This is a genomic window from Thermomicrobiales bacterium, assembly GCA_041390825.1.
Taxonomy (GTDB): Bacteria; Chloroflexota; Chloroflexia; order Thermomicrobiales; family UBA6265; genus JAMLHN01.
Genome location: JAWKPF010000007.1, coordinates 56,469 through 74,655 on the forward strand (window position 1 = coordinate 56,469; position 18,187 = coordinate 74,655).

At 61.6% G+C, this 18,187-nt stretch carries 19 protein-coding genes and 1 tRNA gene; 3 read left to right on the plus strand and 17 right to left on the minus strand.

What is annotated here, in order from left to right; genetic code table 11:
- Positions 1-53: 53 nt before the first annotated feature.
- The 3 genes from R2855_03695 to R2855_03705 form a co-directional block, all read right to left on the minus strand.
- Positions 54-611: a nucleotide exchange factor GrpE gene (locus R2855_03695; protein ID MEZ4530113.1), complete on the minus strand. Its 558-nt coding sequence runs from the start codon at positions 609-611 to the stop codon at positions 54-56.
- An 11-nt stretch (positions 612-622) separates the two neighbouring features.
- Positions 623-1,687, minus strand: a complete 1,065-nt coding sequence (gene hrcA / locus R2855_03700) for a heat-inducible transcriptional repressor HrcA (protein MEZ4530114.1) — start codon at positions 1,685-1,687, stop codon at positions 623-625.
- Positions 1,688-1,811: 124 nt separating this feature from the next.
- Positions 1,812-2,519 (minus strand): hypothetical protein, encoded by a 708-nt coding sequence (locus R2855_03705; GenBank protein MEZ4530115.1) that lies wholly within the window; start codon positions 2,517-2,519, stop codon positions 1,812-1,814.
- A gap of 75 nt (positions 2,520-2,594) precedes the next feature.
- Here R2855_03705 and R2855_03710 point away from each other — a divergent pair, with 75 nt between their 5' ends.
- Positions 2,595-3,251 (plus strand): methyltransferase domain-containing protein, encoded by a 657-nt coding sequence (locus R2855_03710; protein ID MEZ4530116.1) that lies wholly within the window; start codon positions 2,595-2,597, stop codon positions 3,249-3,251.
- Positions 3,252-3,364: 113 nt separating this feature from the next.
- On the opposite strand, the gene R2855_03715 is transcribed toward R2855_03710, so the two are convergent.
- The 5 genes from R2855_03715 to R2855_03735 form a co-directional block, all read right to left on the minus strand.
- Positions 3,365-4,801 carry a cupredoxin domain-containing protein gene (locus R2855_03715; protein ID MEZ4530117.1) on the minus strand — a complete coding sequence of 479 codons (1,437 nt, stop codon included), beginning with the start codon at positions 4,799-4,801 and terminating at the stop codon, positions 3,365-3,367.
- Positions 4,802-4,931: 130 nt separating this feature from the next.
- The gene (locus R2855_03720) at positions 4,932-5,432 is read right to left on the minus strand and encodes a cupredoxin domain-containing protein (GenBank protein MEZ4530118.1); all 501 of its coding nucleotides are present in this window, start codon (positions 5,430-5,432) and stop codon (positions 4,932-4,934) included.
- Between the two features lie 194 nt (positions 5,433-5,626).
- Entirely contained in the window at positions 5,627-5,938 is a 312-nt protein-coding gene (locus R2855_03725) for a metal-sulfur cluster assembly factor (GenBank protein MEZ4530119.1), read from the minus strand.
- Between the two features lie 100 nt (positions 5,939-6,038).
- The gene (locus R2855_03730) at positions 6,039-6,788 is read right to left on the minus strand and encodes a sulfite exporter TauE/SafE family protein (GenBank protein ID MEZ4530120.1); all 750 of its coding nucleotides are present in this window, start codon (positions 6,786-6,788) and stop codon (positions 6,039-6,041) included.
- Between the two features lie 28 nt (positions 6,789-6,816).
- Positions 6,817-7,080 (minus strand): hypothetical protein, encoded by a 264-nt coding sequence (locus R2855_03735; protein MEZ4530121.1) that lies wholly within the window; start codon positions 7,078-7,080, stop codon positions 6,817-6,819.
- A 105-nt stretch (positions 7,081-7,185) separates the two neighbouring features.
- Here R2855_03735 and R2855_03740 point away from each other — a divergent pair.
- Positions 7,186-7,283 (plus strand) — tRNA-Sec (locus tag R2855_03740).
- Positions 7,284-7,294: 11 nt separating this feature from the next.
- Here R2855_03740 and R2855_03745 read toward each other — a convergent pair.
- From R2855_03745 to R2855_03775, 7 genes are all read right to left on the minus strand, one after another.
- Complete coding sequence (locus tag R2855_03745) at positions 7,295-8,566, minus strand: M20 family metallopeptidase (GenBank protein MEZ4530122.1); 1,272 nt, start codon at positions 8,564-8,566, stop codon at positions 7,295-7,297.
- Positions 8,556-9,512: a MurR/RpiR family transcriptional regulator gene (locus R2855_03750; GenBank protein ID MEZ4530123.1), complete on the minus strand. Its 957-nt coding sequence runs from the start codon at positions 9,510-9,512 to the stop codon at positions 8,556-8,558. Before R2855_03750 ends, R2855_03745 begins: the two co-directional genes overlap by 11 nt.
- A gap of 194 nt (positions 9,513-9,706) precedes the next feature.
- Positions 9,707-10,855, minus strand: a complete 1,149-nt coding sequence (locus R2855_03755) for an ABC transporter ATP-binding protein (protein ID MEZ4530124.1) — start codon at positions 10,853-10,855, stop codon at positions 9,707-9,709.
- A complete protein-coding gene (locus R2855_03760; protein ID MEZ4530125.1) occupies positions 10,848-11,711 on the minus strand; it encodes an ABC transporter permease in 864 nt (287 codons plus the stop codon). The genes R2855_03755 and R2855_03760 overlap by 8 nt, the downstream gene beginning before the upstream one ends.
- Positions 11,708-12,601 carry an ABC transporter permease gene (locus R2855_03765; GenBank protein MEZ4530126.1) on the minus strand — a complete coding sequence of 298 codons (894 nt, stop codon included), beginning with the start codon at positions 12,599-12,601 and terminating at the stop codon, positions 11,708-11,710. The genes R2855_03760 and R2855_03765 overlap by 4 nt, the downstream gene beginning before the upstream one ends.
- A gap of 81 nt (positions 12,602-12,682) precedes the next feature.
- Positions 12,683-13,855 carry an extracellular solute-binding protein gene (locus R2855_03770; protein MEZ4530127.1) on the minus strand — a complete coding sequence of 391 codons (1,173 nt, stop codon included), beginning with the start codon at positions 13,853-13,855 and terminating at the stop codon, positions 12,683-12,685.
- 113 nt (positions 13,856-13,968) lie between these two features.
- Positions 13,969-14,859, minus strand: a complete 891-nt coding sequence (locus R2855_03775; protein ID MEZ4530128.1) for an arginine deiminase family protein — start codon at positions 14,857-14,859, stop codon at positions 13,969-13,971.
- 79 nt (positions 14,860-14,938) lie between these two features.
- On the opposite strand from R2855_03775, the gene larC reads away from it, so the two are divergent.
- Positions 14,939-16,153 (plus strand): nickel pincer cofactor biosynthesis protein LarC, encoded by a 1,215-nt coding sequence (larC, locus tag R2855_03780; GenBank protein MEZ4530129.1) that lies wholly within the window; start codon positions 14,939-14,941, stop codon positions 16,151-16,153.
- On the opposite strand, the gene murJ is transcribed toward larC, so the two are convergent.
- Positions 16,134-17,777 carry a murein biosynthesis integral membrane protein MurJ gene (gene murJ / locus R2855_03785; GenBank protein MEZ4530130.1) on the minus strand — a complete coding sequence of 548 codons (1,644 nt, stop codon included), beginning with the start codon at positions 17,775-17,777 and terminating at the stop codon, positions 16,134-16,136. The two genes, larC and murJ, sit on opposite strands and share 20 nt — an antisense overlap.
- Before the next feature lie 13 nt (positions 17,778-17,790).
- Positions 17,791-18,174: a hypothetical protein gene (locus R2855_03790; GenBank protein MEZ4530131.1), complete on the minus strand. Its 384-nt coding sequence runs from the start codon at positions 18,172-18,174 to the stop codon at positions 17,791-17,793.
- Positions 18,175-18,187: the final 13 nt, after the last annotated feature.

Below are 18,187 nucleotides of genomic sequence, written 5' to 3' on the forward strand. Positions count from 1 at the left end.
TGCGTTCTCCCTTTGTGTTCGTTCGTTACGAGTCGTTTGCTGGCTGCGTTGCGTTAGTTGGCGCGTGGCAGATTGCCGACGCGCACCATGACTGGGCGAAGCAGCTGATCACCCAGGGTGTATCCATTCTGAAAGACCTCGACCACCACGTTTTCTGTGTTGTCAGGGTCTTGTGTGACCGCTTCGTGTACCGCCGGATCGAACGGCTGTCCGAGCGCGTCGATCTTGCGCACATCCTGATTTGCAAGCACCGCGGCAAGCTTGCGCTCGATGAGGCGAACCCCTTGCGCCAGACTCGAATCGGCCTGGTCTGGTGGAATGCTCGCGAGCGCGCGTTCGAAGTCGTCAGCTATCGGCGCGAGCTGGATCAGCAGGTCGCGAGTCGCATTCTTCCGGGTTTGCACCCGCTCGTTTTCTGTGCGCCGTCGATAGTTCGCATAGTCGGCAGTGGTGCGCTGCAACTGTTCGAGATAGCCGTCCCGCTCCGCGACCAGTTCTGCGATCCCAAGACTCTGCTCCAGCAGTTCGGCTTCCAGATCCGCTTCGGCGGCGACTGCCGACTCCTCCATCTCCATCCCGTCATTGTCGGGATGCGTCGAATATCCCCTCACCTCACCATCCTTTATCCAGCGGACGGATAGAGATCCGCCACCAGATCGCTAATCAATCGTGACATGTACCGGACCGTAGAAATCGTGCGCCAGTAGCTCATTCGCGTCGGGCCCAGCACACCGATCAGCCCCTTCACGTTGTCATCGATGCCATATGTGGCCACGATGACCCCAAAGCGCTGAAGCTGATCGGGAAGCTCGTCCCGTCCAATGAAAACTTGCACGCGATCGACCGACTGAATCTGCGGCAAGATGGCGTTCAGGAACGCGCCGCCCTGCACGAGCTGCAACACCGCATGCACGTCGTCATCTTCGATGCCCGGCTGGCCAACGATGTTCTGCAGCCCTTTGCTTCGAATCGACAACTGGTCGGGCGCGTCGCTTTGTCGCAGCATGGCGATCACCTGGTCCACCACCGCAGTCGCCAACGGGGACGCGCCAATCACGTACTTCTGGATCTCGTCTGCCGATCGTCCTGAGAGATCGGCGGATAGCTGTCCGGCGAGTACCCGCAGATCATCTTGATCGACCGTCACCGGCAGATGAACCATCGATTGGCGAACCGAGCTCTCCCGAGTCACCAGGATCAGCAACGCCAGCTGCGGTTGCAGCGAGATCAGCTCCAGATGCCGAATACGCGCGGTATTGACCTTGGGCGAAGTGACAACCGACACATTTCCGGCGATTTCCGCCAGCACCGAAGCGGCAAGCTCGGGCCAATCGTCCAGCATCGTTTCCGCCTGGCGGAATTGGTGCCGAATCATGATCTGATCGCCCGCCGGCAAATCGACATCGTCCATCAAGTGACCGACGAAGTACCGATAGCCTGCATCGGTCGGTACACGTCCGCCCGACGTATGCAGGTGACCGACATAGCCAGCCGCTTCCAGTTCGGCCATCTCGTTCCGAATGGTGGCGGCGGAGTAGCCTATCGAATACCGATCGGCCAACGACTTCGAACCGACTGGTCTTCCGTTCGAGACATGCTCGCGCACGATCAACCGCAACACCTGCTGCTGGCGCTCGGTGATCGGTGGGTGCTCTTGCGGTGGTTTCGATCGAAAGTTGTCAGTCATCGTTTCTTGCCTTGGGCAATTTTAGCACTCTCGGCGGCAGAGTGCTAACTCACGCCGCAAAACAAGCCTAAACGATGCGTGTCAAGGTCACAGCACAATTCAGAAACGAGGTCGATGGATGGAGCTATCGTTTGCGCCCGAGGAGCCTCGCGATCAGGCCAGGCTCTTTGGGCGGTAAGCTTGCTTGTCGCAGCCGCTCCACCTCGGCGCGATCGGTTGCGCGCGTAACCACGCGAGCTCCACTCGGCCAGGTTCCCGGGTCGCTTCCATCGAGCAAGTCGACCGCCTCGAAAAGCCCAAAACCCTTCGCGTTGGCATAGCGAGCAGCTTCCAGCAACAGCGCCATTTGCTCAGGCCCGTCCATCTCGGCCTCGTTCAAGCGCCGCACCGAGCGAAGGCTGTGCTGGTCGAGACGTTCGAGGTAGTCGCCCATCAGGCGTGCCGGTACGTATGCGCCGCCGGTCATCGCGTCCCCTCCCCCAATTCGGATCGGCATTGCACGCGCGACGGTGATGTCGAGACCGGCATCCCCAAACAAGCGCGAGGGTGGCCGAAGCAGCATGCCGGATCCTCGATCTACCCGTGCTTCCCAACTCGAGAGACTCAACCCTTGCCGCGCGAACACCGGTTGCCGCATAGCGAGCCATCCGGCGAGTCCAAAGGAGATGTCGCTCGGCCGCAGACTTGCACGCTCGAGGATTTGGCGATACCAGTACTGCGAAGTCAGGCGATCCGGGGTAGTACCATCAGTAGTCCGGCGGTCCAGCTCGATGCGCTGGAGGAACTCCGAAACCTCGGTTTCCGGCAATGGATGTAGCGAATAGAGCTCCATGTGCGAGCGTACCTATCGATGATTCGAATGCTCGCGCGCAAGGATCCGCGGAGCACAACCGGAGTCCAGTCAATTGTGACCGACGAGAAGTCGCTCCGTCTCGAAGCCTGGGACCGAAATCCACCGGGGGACGCTGGTCCTCCGGAGTTGAACCGTCACGGCGTCGCGGATCGAGACATCGGGTGGAAGGCAACCACACCGTTCGGCGTCGTCTCCGTCTCATCGAGCCGACTCCCCTTTGCCGATCGCTCGTTCGAACAAATCGTGCTCGCCGATCTGCTCGAGTATGTGCGTGATGAGCGCGCGACGCTCTCCGAAGTGCACCGCGTGATTGCGCCCGGCGGACGACTGACCGTCCTGGCGCCCTATCTTGGTCCCACCACATGGATGGACGGGGCGAACTGGCACCGCTACTTGCACGACCTGCGCGGCTCCGACTCTCTCCTGCCTGAGCTCTCTGAATCAGGCTGGCGTCGCCGCTATCGAAAAGCGGATCTCGATGCGCTGATCGTCGAAAGCGGCTTTTCGCTAACATCCGTCGATCAGCGTGGTACGGGCCTGTCCGAGCTCGGATGGTTCGTCGGGAGACTCCTGGACGAACGGCGCTCTCAAACGACCGCCAATGTCGATCTGGACATTATCCGCATCCGGTACGCTGCACGTTCGCTCGATCGTCGCGTGCCGTTGGGCCCGCTGGGCTCCTGGCTGATCGTCGAGGCGGCGCGGCCGTAACCTTCCGCAGAAACGCGATCCTGCCGGGCTTCCTCGGTGCCTCTCTGGTCGGCTGAAACGCAACGAACCCCGGGCAAGTGCCCGGGGTTCGTTCGAATCGATGTTCGCGAAATCTACTCGACGGTCAGGGTGCCGACCATGCCGGCTTCCTTGTGACCAGGAACCGAGCAGTAGAAGGCATACTCGCCCGCAGCAGTTCCAGCCGGGATCACGATATCGACGGTTTCGCCCGGAGCGGCGGTGACCTTGATATCGAGCGCGTCGATCACGAAGTCGTGCTCGGCGGCGCCGGTGTTCTCGAACGTGATCGTCACCGGCAAGTCAGATGCCTTGATCGTCAGCGCGGTCGGATCATACGCGATGTCCTTGGCGATGAGCTTCATGCCGCCGGCAGCAGCCGGAGAAGCGGCAGGCGATGCGACTGGAGACGCGGCGCCGGTTGCCATTGCGGATTCGACCGTAGCCTCGCCTTCGGCAACACCAGTCTCGACGGGAGCGATCTCAGCTTCGACCGAGCCCTCGACCGCGGCCACGCCAGCTTCGACCGTGCCCGCGGCAGTCGTCGCCACGGCCTCGACCGTGCCCTCGACAGCACCAGCTGCGGCCTCAACGGTCCCTTCGATGCCAGAGGCTTCGACGGTGCCGGCAACATCGGTCGCCATCACTTCTGCAGTGCCTTCGGCCGCAGAAACACCGGCCTCGACGCTGCCCTCGATATCACCAACGACCGATCCAGCGGTGCCCTCGGCGCCCACGACCTCAGTCGCAATCGCCTCGACAGAGCCCTCGGCTTCAGCTTCGACCGTGGCTGCAACGGTAGGCGCCGCAGTTGGGGTCTCGTCCTTCTTATCGTCGTCGCGGGTGAAGTACCAAATACCGGCGGCGAGCGCGGCAAGCGCAAGCAGCGGCAGCAACCACTTCATCCATCCGCCACCAGAGGCCTCAGCAACGGGCGGGGGCGGGGGCGGCGGGGGCGGCGGGGGCGGCGGAGCAGCAACCCGAGCTGCCTCAGCGGCTTTCGCCGGTTCGGCCTTCGCTGTGTCAGCGGCCTTGGCAGCGGCGACGCCGGCCGCGGCAGCTGCGCCAGCGACGGCTGCCTCTTCCTTGCGGACAGCGGCAACTGGCTCGGTCTTCTTTGCGGCCTCATGCTTCACGCGAGTGAAACCAGCCTTCTCGGCCTCCGAGACGTCGGCGAAGCAGACCTCGGGGATGACCTGGGCATAGCCGGCATCCTCGGGGCGGTAGTAGACATTCGACGGCTCATTGCCCTTGATGGGATACCCGGCCGGGCACTCGCGTCCACCGGTTGCGCGCATGAAGCCAACAGGAGCCGCAGCGGCTTCGGCGCCTCCACCCTTCACATGAGTGAAGCCGACCTTCTCGGCAACGGCAGCGTCCTCGAAGCACATCTCCGGAATAACCTGGGGATACCCTGGGTCTCCCGGCTCGTAGTAGACGTTCGAGGGCTCGTTGCCCTTTACCGGGTAACCGACAGGGCAATCTCGCCTGCCGGTGCCCCGGACCCAACCGGGACCAGATTTTTGAGACATCCGCTTTCCTCCCCACATCGATTGAATACGGACATTAACAGGGCATACGTTTCGTTATCAGCGCTAGTGTAGCGCACGTTGTGCGCTCCGTCAGACAATCACCACGCTGATTCGTACTACGAAGGTGGAATTACTCGACCACCAAGGTGCCAACCATTCCTGCGTCCTTGTGCCCAGGAATGTTGCAGTAGAAGTCATACGTGCCTGCCGGGATGTCCACTTCGAGTGTCTGTGTGGTTCCTGCAGGCATATTCACGTGGATATCCAACGCATCGATGCTGAAGTCGTGCTCGGCAGCGCCTTCGTTCGGAAGAATGAAGGTCACCTTCCCGGCTTTAACCTTGACTTCAGCTGGATCGAAGTAGATGTCATGTCCGACGATGGTTACTTCCTGACTGCCATCACCCGCATCGGCTGTTGCGTTCCCTGAATCTCCACCGGCTTCTTCGGTTGGCGCGGCAGTTGGCTCTGCCCCCTCCTCCGGAGTGGGACTGAGCACGGGAGCATTGATCGGGCTGGCGATGCGGGTCACGGTTGGATGCGGCTCGTCGTCATTCGGCGATCCGCACGCCGCGAGAACGATCAAGACGACAACGGCAATGCCCGTCATCGAGAAAAATCGCTTCGCCATCTACGCTCGCCCTCCCAATCCGGACAACACGCCCGAGGATCCTCCCACTGCCGCTCCCGTAGAAGCGCCAAACGACACGCACAACTGGACCGCGGTCCGGTAATGATTCCGTGCCGCGTGCATTGTAGTCGGGAACGGCTCGGCGCGTGGCACAAACAACCGCGAAATAGCTGAATGCCTTCGCTCGCAGACGGCTACCACATCCCCAGCTCGTCTTTCGCGTCCTCACTCATCATGTCAGGCGACCAGGGCGGACTCCAAACCAGTTTGACATCGATGTCCCCGATGTTCGGAAACTCGCGCAACGCTCCCTGGACTTCCTGAACAATGACTGGTCCAAGTGGGCATCCCAGCGACGTCAATGTCATCGTAACGAGCACGTCACCCGCTTCGGAAATGTCGGCGTCGTAGACAAGACCGAGATCGACGATGTTGATACCGATCTCCGGATCGTAGACCTGTTTGAGGCCTTCGCGAACGTCCTCTTTTGTGAACGCAACGGTCATGCGCATGAGCTCCTGAACAATTCGAACCTTTGGAGACAGGGCTCTCGCCCGGCCATCCCTCCCGATTGTACCCGCCTGGTGATCTGTGTCCCGTTCCGGGCTAGAGAAAGAGGACCATCGCGCCGGCAATGAGTGGCACCGCCACGACCGTCGCCCGCAACAGCCGGTACGGAGCCCGCGCGGTGAACTTCGCGCCGAGATACGATCCGCTCGACAGGCCAATCACCGCCGCAACGAGATGACGTCCGGAAACGTCTCCGTGTCGTGCGAGCACCGTCGCGGCCGACCCGCTGATGAACACAAGCGTCAGCATAGTCGTGCCAATCGTTTGCACGAGCGTGAGCCGCAACGCCGTCAGAAAGCCTAACTGGAGATACGGCGCCATCCCGACACCGAAGAACCCGGCTGCAATCCCTCCGGTTCCTCCAAGCGCAACGCCGCGGACGAGCTCCTCTCCCCGCGTCAATGGGGGCCGGTCAAATTCTGTGCGGGGGCTACGGGCGACGATGCGCGTGCGGTACCAAACCAGGCCCGCCAATGACCAAAGCGTCAGTCCGGCGCCGAGCTCGAGCACCCGATTGGGCACGAGCTGACCGAACTCGGCGCCCATGGCGGCGCCGAGGACTCCCGTGATGCCGACGATGAGTCCGATCCGGGTGGCAACGTGCCCTTCGCGATAGTGGGAAACCGCGCCAAAGATTGTGACAACGCACATGGCAGCCAGGGCGGTGCCGATGGCCCTATCGATCTCGAGCCCGAAAACCCCGCTGAGCAACCCGATCAGCACGCCTCCACCACCGGCGCCGATGAACCCGAGCAAGATGCCGACGCCAAAGAGAACGCCGATCAATACGATCCAGGACGCCAGACGATGGCTCCTACTTTCGACCCGACGGGTCGATGTCTCGCCAATTTGCTTCGGGGATATCCGACACTACCCCACTCGAACTGTTCGAGCCACTCGATTTTTGCCAGAGGTAGACCCCGAGCACGATGACCGCAATGACACCCACCAACAGGAGCATGCGCAGGATCATGTTGATCGTGCCGTGAAAGAACCAGCCCATCAGCAAACCGAGGACAAGTCCGCTCAGAAACCAGTAGTAAAATGGGATTCCGCCACCGCTCTTGAATTTGCCCATTGATTCATGCACTCAGCGAATGATGTCGATTCGATCGCAGACGCTCACGCCCACGGGCGCGCTGTCGACTCAGCGTCCGCTTGCGCATATGCTACACCGCGGTATGGGGGCGGAAAGGGCCCGGTGGCCTTCCCAGTCTTCAAAACTGTGCGGGCGGCGGTGATCCCGGCGCCGGTGGGTTCGACTCCCATGCGCCCTCGCCAATGCCGCTCGCTTACACCAACCTGCTGTACTCGATGGCCGTCAGCACGTAGATGCGCATCGCCTGGCGGAGACTGATCAGGCTCACCCACTCGTTGGGTCCATGCGCAAGCGGCAACAAGCCGGGCCCTAGCGCCGCCAGGGTCGGGATGCCGGCGAGACCCTGAAATGCAATAGCGTCGGTTCCACCAGTAAACGCAGCAATCGGCGCCTCATGCCCGAGCACAGCACGGGCCGCCCGGCGAGACGCGACAACCGCCGGATGATCGGGAGCCACCTCGGTCGCAGCCGACCAGCTCATTCCCTCCGGCCAGACAACCGTCGCCGTTGCGCCATTCAGTACCGGCGAGCATCGGTCGATTGCAGCCTGGATGTCCTCACGAAATGTCTCCTGGTCCATGCCAGGGAGTGTGCGGATGTCAGAGTAGAAGGTCGCCTGGCCTGGCACGACTCCGTACCCGACGCCGCCCACTGTGCGGACACCAATGTTGATCGTGGGGCCCGCAGGGCAGAGCGGATGCTCGGGATAGCGCAGCTCGAGTTCATCCCGGAAGCAAACCATGAGTCGCGCCATCGCTTCGACGGCATTGATCGCACCGAGCGAATCAGAAAGCGATGAATGCATCTGAGTTCCGCGGACCACGACCTCGAAGCAGGACGCGCCTCGAGAAACGATGCGAATTGCGTCCCAGTCTTCGTGGATGCCCGAAGGTTCTCCCAGGATGATCGCGTCGATGCCGGCCAGTACCCCCTCCTTGGCAAGGAAGTGGGCGCCATAGGCGCTGCCATATTCTTCGTCCGCGCTGAACAAGAAACTGACTTTTCCTGACCAGAGATTCGCGTGACGCTGCAACCACTCCGCTGCATAGAGCATCGCGGCCAGCGCGCCCTTCATGTCGGTCGAACCGAGCCCATAGAGCCGGTCCCCGATTGTCGTTCCGACATATGGGTCGGTTCGCCATTCAGATATGGCGTCGCCAGCGGGCTTAGTGTCCGTGTGACCGCAAAACGCCAGGTGCGGTCCCGGGCCATTCCCCTCGAGCGTGAGCATCAGGTTTGGGCGCGTGACGTCGGCTTCCACGACAACCGGTTGCGGCAAGCCGAGCGCCCGGCACGTATCGATGATGACGTTCGCGGGCGCTGTTTCGTCTCCGGGAGGATTCGGACTCCGAGCGGTGATCAGATCGATTGTCAGCTGGACGACGTCGTCATCACGTTCAGTCAGCTCCTGGAGCAGTTCCTCGACGTCCGTTCGAACCGACCCTCCCTGCGCGTCATCCGACAACGAGCTCGGCCTCCGGCGTTTCGACTCGTTCGTAGCGGGAAATCCCGCTCTTGTCACGCGGCAGCGGTCCAACACGCAGCTTCGTCTCGATCCACTCGACCACGTCGCCGCGATTCGGCGGAGAACCGGCCCACTTTGTCTCGGAAACGAGCGCCGCGAGCACGTCGGCGATCACCATCAGGGTGTCGAATGCAATCAGGAACGTCCCGGCCCGAGCCGCCTCTGGTGTCAGCACCGCGATGGAAATGTCCGAAACCGCGCCGAGCGGCGACTGCGGCACCGTGGAAATGCCGATCGTCGTCGCGCCCAAATCGTGCGCCAGCGCCAACATGTCGATCGTGTCCCGTGTGCGGCCCTGATGTGAGAGACCAACCACCACATCGTTCGGCCCAAGTGCAACGACCTGGTTCGTGAACATGTCGAGTGGAGTAGCCACTGCGGCTACACCGGCCCAGTTCAGCTTGACGGCCATCCCGAGCGCCGGCACATGAGCGGCGCCATGACCGAGCACATAGACATGCTGGGCTTTCGCAATGGCCTGGGTTGCCGCGTTGATCGCTTCGAGATCGATCGTGCGAGCGGTCACCTGCAGTGCTTCGACTTGTTGCCGGACAACCGCACGAACCACATCTGGAATTGCGTTTGGCGAATCGGCCGCCTGCTCGGCGTTCTCCAGGTCTTTTGCTTCGAGACGCCCGAGCGACTGAGCGATACCTTGCACCAGCTCGCGGAAGCCGGTGTAACCGACCGCGCGGCAGAAGCGGGTGACCGACGGAAGCGAGACGCCAGCAGCGGCAGCCACGTCGTAAATAGTCATTCCGAGAATCGACCAGGGGTCCCGAACAATGGCCTCGGCCACACGGCGCGATGCTCCGTGCAAAGCCGGCAGCCGCTGTTCGATGATGGTCAAACAGTCGACAGAACGATACCGAGCAGAACTATCCATTCATCCCAACCCCTACCCCACAGACGATGTGGAAAGGCGAACAAAGCCCTGTGAATTTTTTCAAGGTGGCAGGATTGTACAGTGAAATCGCGACATGTCAAGCTCCAAATAGGAGCGTTCCAAACCGCACTTTTTCGTTGTTTTCGATCAAGAAGTTCGCGTTAGGGGCGCCAGAAGCCGATTCTGACTTTCTTTCACTCGCCTTCGAGCACGGCAGCGCTTTGGTGTGAGAAGAGCACGGTGGCTCCATCACCGAGCGAAAACTCGCGCGGTTGCACGGCACTGTTCTGAAGGTGAACTGCCGCGCTTTGACCGTCCGCAAAGCGAACTATGAGCGTCGTGTGGGTTCCAAGATAGATCGCATCGGCGATGACCCCGTCGAGCCGGTTTTCCCCGGCATGGTCCCCGTGCACATCCTCGGGACGATGCAACGACATCCGCTCGGGCCGGATCGAGACCTCGAGCGAATCTCCTGGTTTGGCTGAAACTGCGACCTGATTGGCCAGCGCGCGAATTGCCCCGACGGACGGAAGCTCGATTGTGGCGGTGCTGCCGTCGACTGAAGACAGCGTTCCACGCAACATGTTCGTTTCGCCAATGAAGTCCGCCACGAAACGGCTTCTGGGATGCTCGTAGATCTCGCGGGGATCGCCGAGCTGCAGGATCTTGCCGGCATTCATGACTGCAATCCGGTCCGACATCGTCAGGGCTTCATCCTGGTCGTGCGTGACGTAGATGAAGGTGATGCCAACCTCCCGGTTCAGGCTCTTCAACTCCAGCTGCATTGCCTTGCGAAGCTTGAGGTCGAGCGCGCCGAGCGGCTCGTCGAGAAGCAGGACATGCGGACGATTCACAAGCGCTCGCGCAAGCGCGATTCGCTGTTGTTGCCCACCAGAGAGTTGGGACGGTTTGCGGTTTTCGACGTGCGGCAGACGCACCAGTTCGAGCGCCTCCCCCACGCGGCGTTGACGTTCTTTCTTCGGAACCCCGGCCATTTCCAACCCGTATCCGACATTCTGGCCAACGGACATGTGGGGAAAGAGCGCGTAGCTTTGAAAGACCGTGTTGACCGGGCGCCGATACGGTGGCCGGTTGCCCATAGGCTCGCCATTGATGGCGATACTGCCGGCGGTCGGGTACTCGAACCCGCCAATCATGCGCAGCGTCGTGGTTTTCCCACACCCGGATGGTCCGAGCAGCGTCAAGAACTCTCCTTGCCCGACCGTGAGTGAGATTCCATCGACCGCGCGTGTCGATCCGTAATCCTTGTAGAGATGATCGATCTGCACACTCGGCACACCGGTCGCAGTCGAACGAGGAGGATTGACGGTCGATTCACTCATTGCCCGGTCCCCCTGACCAGAAGGTGCGTCCCAAGAGAACGGTCGACGACACGATGCCGACCAGCGAAACCGCGGTGATGATGGTGGCCGCGGCGTTGATCTCGGGCGAAAGCCCAAGACGCAATCGACCCCAGATCAACAATGGCAATGTATTGTCTCGCCCCTTGAGAAAGAGCGAAACCACCACTTCGTCGAACGAAAGGGTAAACGCCAGTATTGCGCCGGAGAGCATCGCCGGAAAGATGAGCGGCAGCGTGACCTTGCGAAACGTGCGCCATGGCGACGCGCCCAGATCGGCGGACGCCTCGCCCAGCGATGGCGGCAGCTGAAAGAGCCGTGCGGCCACCGTGCTCAACACCAGGGTGATCGAGAATGTGATGTGGGCGATGATCAGAGGAATCGGGAAGGAAAGCCCGGCGATGTGAATGGTCCATTGCGCCAGCGGCTTGTCAGTCAGCGAGAAAAACGCAAGCAACGCGATACCGGTGACGATTCCCGGCAACGTGATGGGCAAGACGATAAGGAAGCGGATGGCGGGCTTGCCGGGAAACCGGTATCGGTCGAGCGCTAATGCGCCGAGCGTGCCGAGCACGAGCGACGAGAGCGCGGCCACCAGGCCGAGCCGCACTGACAATCCAATGGCATTGCGAATCTCGGTATCGGCCCGCAATTCGCGGTACCAGTCGAGCGTATATCCCTGAATTGGCCAGGCATTCACCTTCGTGGCGCTGAACGAATAGAGGATGACCACGAAGATCGGCAGATAGAGAAACCCATAGATCAACAACGAAGCAATGCCGAGTCCCCATTTGCTCCAGTCGCGCGGCGGCTTGTTGATCGGCAACGATGCGCTCATACCGAACTCCGTCCCAACGCGCCAAGGCGATTGGCTATCAGCAGCATCGCGAAGATGACGATCAGCAGCGGGAAGACGAGCGCCGCCCCAAGGGGCCAGTTGTTGGCAGTGCCGAAGTTGTCGGCAATGATCTTGCCAATGAGCTGATCACCAGGTCCGCCGATGAGTGTGGGTGTGATGTAGTCGCCCATCGTCAGACTGAACACGCTCAGGCTGCCGGCCACCACGCCGGGCAAGGCCAATGGCAGGATGATGCGGCGGAAGGTTTGCCAACCGTTCCCACCGAGATCCGCCCCTGCTTCCAGGAGCGACTTCGGCAACTGGTCGAGCACGGTGTAGAGCGGCAAGATCATGAAGGGCAACCAGACCTGCGAGAAGGTCAGCACCATCGCTTCCTTCGAGAAAAGGAGAATGGTGAGCGGTTCGTTCGTGATATGCGCCCATTCGAGGAAGGTGTTGAGAATGCCGTTGGTACCAAGAATCGTGCGCCACGCGAACGCTCGCACGAGGTAGGAGCTCCAAAGGGGAAAAATGACGAGCATCAGCAGCAGCTCGCGGTGTTGCGTCACCTTGCGGGCGAGAAAGTACGCGATCGGAAACGCGAGCAGAATGTCGAAAAAAGTCACGATCGCCGCGATGGCGATCGTGCGCGCGATCACTCGCGGATAGAGCTCGTTGCTGATGATGGTATCGAAGTTTTCGAGCGTGAATTCGCGCACGACGGTCAGGTAGTCGACCGACCAGAACGCGTAGACAAGCAGGATGATGAGCGGAACCAGGTAGAAGATGAGCATCCAGACCACTGGCGGCGCGAGCAGCGCCAATCCGCGCGCCAGCTCTCCGGGGCGACGTTCAGTGGTGCTCTTCGGTTCCGCGAGCGTGGTGGTCAATGCAACTCCGACAGGATCGGCCGAAACAGGGAGCGGAGGACGCCAGGCGCCCTCCGCTCCTGGACTGGTACGTGCGGCACGCTAGGAGGCCGTTGCCTCCTGCCAGACCTGCAGCCACGCGTCCATGTTCGGGACGTTCTTCCACATGAGGATCTTGTTGTACCACGTGGCGATGTCGTCCATGTAGAGCTCGGCCCGGAGGTCCTCTGGGAGGGAGTCGATCACCTTCTGGTTGGTGATTGCGTACTTGTTCCCTTCCAGTACGCCCATCTGTCCATCGGGACCGATCATAAAGTCGATCCATGAATAGCAGAGATCGACGTTCTGCGCGCCAGTCGTGATCATCCAGGAGTCCGACCAACCCGTCACGCCTTCCGACGGCCAGACCTCTGCCACCGGCGCTCCGCCGGCCTTCGCCTGGATGGTGGCATACGGCCATGCGTCGGAGATATCGATCTCGCCGTTGACATAGAGCTCGGCCAGCTCGCCGCCGAAGTTCCAGTAGGCGCGCACCAGCGGACGCTGGGCCATCAACATGTCCTTCACGGCCGCGAGCTGGGCATCGTCGAGCATATAGGGATCTGCAGGTACGGGATCGAGCAGCAATGCGTACTGCGCGATCTGGATCGGGGCATTCCAGGTGGCAATGCGCCCCGAATACTGCTCATCGAGCAATGCTCTCCAGGAGGTGGGCGCTTCCGTGATGGCCTCTGTGTTGTACAGCATGACGGTCGGGCCCCACGCGAAGTTCGCGCCGTAGAGCTTGTCACCGAAATAGATATACGGAGGACGCTGGAATTGCTCGACAAGGTCTGGGAAATTGCTCAGCTTGCTCGGGTCGATTTCTTGCACCAGTTGCGCGTCGACGAGGCGCTGGGTCAGGTCGTTCGAAGCTGTAACCAGGTCGAAGTTGCTGCCGCCGCCGGCTTGCAACTGCGCGAATGCGTCGTCCGACGATGCCATGAAAGTCGAATTGATCTTGGCGTCGTTGGCATCTTCCCAGGTCTTGGCAAATGCCTCGGCGGTGTACCCCTCCCAGACGATCGCGTTCAGCTCGGTCTGGGCCAGGGCCTCTCCGCCCATGAGTTTGGCGCCCATGGCCGCAAGCCCGATGGCTCCAAAGAGTTTGGTGAGATCACGGCGGGAGATCCGCCCGTCTTTGTACCGGCTCCAAACTTCGGCTGGCGCAAGCTGCGAAAGCTCGTCAACCAAAGGATCGCGGGAAACATCCACGGTGTGCTCGTTCTCGATCAACGGTCACTCCAATTCTGACTTTCGCAAAGGCGGCGCGACGGCCCGATGCCTGCGCCTCCGTTCGTTCTCGATTTTCGAGATTCCCTGACGGTACGCGGAAATATGGCGAATCGTCAAGCCTTTCGCCAGAGTGGCCGGCTCAGGCAGGTAGGACCTCCTGCCCGGTTGTACGAGATTTCCTGGCCTGGATAGACCCGCACCCGGCATCCCGCCGTTTCCATTCGTCCCCGGGTCACAGGGTTCCCGTCCATGGTGATGACGTCGCTCGGGCCGACCGCAAGCACATTGCATGCCATCGGCTCGAACTCTTCATCGGGAACCTCGATGAAGCGCCAACCACGCTCCTGCAGGTCTTCCACCAGTTGCACCGGCATGAGCGGCAAATAGACCACGGCCAACCTGTCGTCGACAGGGCTGATGAACGACATCAGGTGAAGGCACTCTCCCGGTCCGTGATAGTGCGGCAAGTCATAGCTGACCACCGTGACGCCGAGCGGCTCGACGATCGCCTGGAGCTGTCGTATCCCTTCGCGATTCGTGCGATACCCGCGGCCGACAGCAAGCGTCGTCTCGTCGATCCAGAGCGTGTCACCGCCTTCGACCGTGCCTGGCGCCTCGATAGCTCCCAGAATCGGCACTCCTATGTCGGCATACGTCCTGGCATGAAAGGCCACTTCATCGACACGCTGCGGTTTGCCCGGCCGCAGCAGGATGGCCCCTCCGTTGGTCATCAGCGACGGGTCATAGCAGAAGACCGCGTCGAGATATCCGGGTTCGTCCGGTGGCGCAATGACCACTTCAGCCCCGCTTGCCTTCAGGAGATCGACAAAGGCAGCGTGTTCGGCTTCCGACCGAGCCTGATCGGGCGGATGGAAATAGGCGAGGTCGCGCCAATCGCTGTCGGAACCGGGGAGACCGGGTTGCCGCACCATGACCCGGCGCAGCGGCTCCCACATCGAATGGCCGCCATATGTTCGATTGTCGGGATCACTGATGGCGGACACGGTTCACACTCCTCACGGTCGACTCGAATCGGGCACAATCGTCGCGAATGATACGCAGACTGCAAGAATGGACTGATTCGTGCCCGCGATACTCTTCGACCCCTACTCCGGCGCCAGCGGTGATATGGTGCTGGGCGCGCTCGTCGATCTCGGTCTCTCGATCGACGCGCTTCGCGACCACCTAAGCCTCGTCCTGTCGAACGGCTGGGACATCTCGGCCGAGACCGTCGAGCAGAACAGCGTGCATGGCGCCAGGGTCACGGTCGATCTGGAGCCAGATCAACCGCACCGGGACTGGGCGGAGATTCGCACACTCATCACGGCATCAGCACTGCCCGATGGGATGAAGGCGCGCGCGATCTCGATGTTCGAGCTGGTGGCCGAGGCCGAGGCGCGTGTGCATCGGACACCGGTCGAGCGGGTGCATTTTCACGAGGTGGGAGCGGTCGATTCGATCGTGGACATCTGTGGAGCCGCCATTGGGTTCGAGTTGCTCGGCGTCGAGACAGCATCCACCTTGCCGCTGCGAACAGGGCATGGATTCGTTATGACGAGTCACGGCCGTCTCCCAGTGCCAGCGCCCGCGACTGCGGAGATCCTTGCGCGAACCGGTCTCCCCATCGTTCCGCCCGGCCCTGCCGACAGTGAAGTACGCGCGGAGCTCTTGACACCCACCGGCGCCGCCATCATCGGCGCGACCGCAGCCCCGGTCACGGAGCCATTTCGCGGCGGTCGAGTGGGATACGGCTTTGGAACGATGCAACTCCCCTGGCCTAACGCTCTACGCGTCTACCTCTCCGCTGCCGACTACGCCACGCCGCACGAGCAAGAGCGTGAATTGCTGCTGGAAACCAACATCGACGACATGAACCCGCAGGCGTTCGAACTGCTGGCCGAGCGTCTCTATGAGGCAGGTGCGCTGGAAGTCTGGCTGACCCCAGTGCAGATGAAGAAGCTGCGCCCAGGAACCATGGTTTCGCTACTGGCGCCGGCGAGACTCCGCGCCGAGCTCAGCGATGTGATCTTGCGCAACTCGACGTCGCTCGGCGTCAGGGCCATCCCAATCGATCGCGTGAAGGCCGACCGCTCGTTCCGCACGGTTGCCACCCGATTCGGTGAGGTCGCCCTCAAACTCAAGGTGATCGACGAGCGGGTCAGCAACGCGACGCCCGAATACGACGACTGCGCGCGACTGGCAAGGGAGCATGGCGTGCCATTCGCAGACGTCTGGGACGAAGCGCACCGCATTGGAGAGCGGTTCGTCGGAAGCCGGCTCAACGCCCCTGCGAACTGAAACGCCGCCGGACGACCGACAGGAACGAACTCAGTTCACCGAGCCGGACGAACCTCGCGAAAATCAGATACGCGCAGATTCCGACACCGACGGGCACAACGACATCGATCAGTTCCGCCCCCGGTGTCGCAACAGTTCGGCGTTCGATCGCGCGCCAGACCGACCAGACCAACACTCCCATCAGCATGCTCGCAAGACCGGCCCGGGCGACCACGCTGCCGAGCGCGGAGAACCCGGTCCGCCCCAGGAAACTCCGTCCAAACCAGAACATGAGCGCGGTGTGCACAGCAAACTGGACCGAGTTGGCAGCCACCAGCCCTCGCATCTGATATCGGTCGAACAAACCGAGCGCGACGACCATGTAACTCGCGCTCGCGAGGACACCGATCGCGACCGGAAGCAGCGTGTTCTTGCGTGCGTAGAAGGAGAAGATCAAGACCTGGTCATACCCGGCCAAGAGGTGGCCCGGGAGATAGAGCAGCAATGCGGCCACGATCAGCCGGGACGCCTCAGGGCCCGTCTCGCCATGCTCGAACAACAACGCGACAATGGGTTTCGCCAGCACTGCCATTCCCACAACCGCCGGTATGAGCAGCACCGTGATGAGGCTGAGCGCCTGAACCAGCTTGTCGCGAAACCCGCCGTCGTCGTCATTGGCATGGTGGTACGAGAGCTGCGGCAGCACCGCCAGTGAGACGGCCGCCACCACCAACCCAAGCACAAGCTGAGCCAATGTCGTGGCGTAGCGCATCGCGCCGACCGCGTCGGTTTCTGCTCGCCAGGCGAGGTTGCGGTCGACGACCACCACGATGGCAGAGACGATCAACCCGAGAAACACCGGCAAGTAGAGTCGCCCGATCTCTCGTATCTCTGGCATCGAACGGTCGTATCCGAGTTGCGGTCTCAGATGCGCCCGGCGCAGGCTTTGCCACTGCATGCCTGCCAGCAGCATTGCCCCTGCCAGCACGCCGATCGCCATGGAACGGACTCCAAAGCGACTGCCCAGGATCACGATACATACGACTGCACTGAGGTTTCTTGCTGCGCCGCCCAGTGAAGGCGCGCCCGGCCGCTGCACCGCATAGAGCGCGGCGATCATCACCGTGCCGGCAACCAGAAAGACCAATGATGGCAGGACGATCCGCACGTTCTGGATGGCAAGGTCGGTCGCGGCTGCGTCTCGCTGGTCGCCTCGATCACCCATCGAGGTCATCAAGCGCACCAGGGCAGGTGCGAAGAGAACCCCCAACGTTGCCAGGAGCGCAGCGCCGGAGACCGAAAGCGCCAGCAACGACCCGGTCAACCGGCGTAATTCGTCGCGCCCGCGGGGACTGGCGGCCACCAGTGCCGCGAAGACCGGTATCAGAGCGGCTTCCAGCATTCCACTGGAGATGAGATCGAAAACGAGCGTGTTGAGGTTGTCGGCTATGGTGAAGGCGGCTATCTGGTCCCCGGCCCCGAAGCGGCTGGCTGCCAGTTGCTCACGCACCAGGCCAAGCACACGGCCGAGCAGGCTCCCGAAGAAGATGACAGTCGCCACCGCGGCCAGACCCCGTGCCGGCGCGGGTGGCTCGCCAAAGGCGCCAGAACTGCCGACTTCGATATCGTCGCCGAGGGGATCCAATTCCGACCCGAAGCTATCGGAATCGGAGGTAGACGATCAGAAACGGGATCACGGCCACGACCCCATCGGGCACGAGCTCGAGATTCAGGAATCGATCCAGACCGGGAGGCATCTGTCGCACCACTTCCCACGGCAGCCCGAGCCGGTCCATGAGCACCCAGCGGCTGATGACCAGCCCAAGCGTCACTGCAATCCATCCAACGATTTGCAGGTCGAGCCCACGCTTTTCATTCGATAGCCGCGCCATCGTCTCGGCAACTCCGAACCCAAGAACCAATGTCAGATAGAAGTTCCATTCGGGAAGATAGCCAAGGATCACGCCGACGAGAATCGCCACGGCAAGCCCGGCGATCGCCGACTTGATGAGGGTGTTCGAATCGGTGCGATATGTTGGCAATCCGCGAACGCCA

What these genes read in the sequence shown, in the direction of transcription:
- hrcA (MEZ4530114.1), bottom strand. Translation starts at nt 1,687, where the DNA reads ATGACTGACAACTTTCGATCGAAACCACCGCAAGAGCACCCACCGATC.
- R2855_03755 (MEZ4530124.1), bottom strand. Translation starts at nt 10,855, where the DNA reads ATGAGTGAATCGACCGTCAATCCTCCTCGTTCGACTGCGACCGGTGTG.
- R2855_03750 (MEZ4530123.1), bottom strand. Translation starts at nt 9,512, where the DNA reads ATGGATAGTTCTGCTCGGTATCGTTCTGTCGACTGTTTGACCATCATC.
- R2855_03760 (MEZ4530125.1), bottom strand. Translation starts at nt 11,711, where the DNA reads ATGAGCGCATCGTTGCCGATCAACAAGCCGCCGCGCGACTGGAGCAAA.
- R2855_03735 (MEZ4530121.1), bottom strand. Translation starts at nt 7,080, where the DNA reads ATGGGCAAATTCAAGAGCGGTGGCGGAATCCCATTTTACTACTGGTTT.
- R2855_03705 (MEZ4530115.1), bottom strand. Translation starts at nt 2,519, where the DNA reads ATGGAGCTCTATTCGCTACATCCATTGCCGGAAACCGAGGTTTCGGAG.
- R2855_03720 (MEZ4530118.1), bottom strand. Translation starts at nt 5,432, where the DNA reads ATGGCGAAGCGATTTTTCTCGATGACGGGCATTGCCGTTGTCGTCTTG.
- R2855_03715 (MEZ4530117.1), bottom strand. Translation starts at nt 4,801, where the DNA reads ATGTCTCAAAAATCTGGTCCCGGTTGGGTCCGGGGCACCGGCAGGCGA.
- R2855_03725 (MEZ4530119.1), bottom strand. Translation starts at nt 5,938, where the DNA reads ATGACCGTTGCGTTCACAAAAGAGGACGTTCGCGAAGGCCTCAAACAG.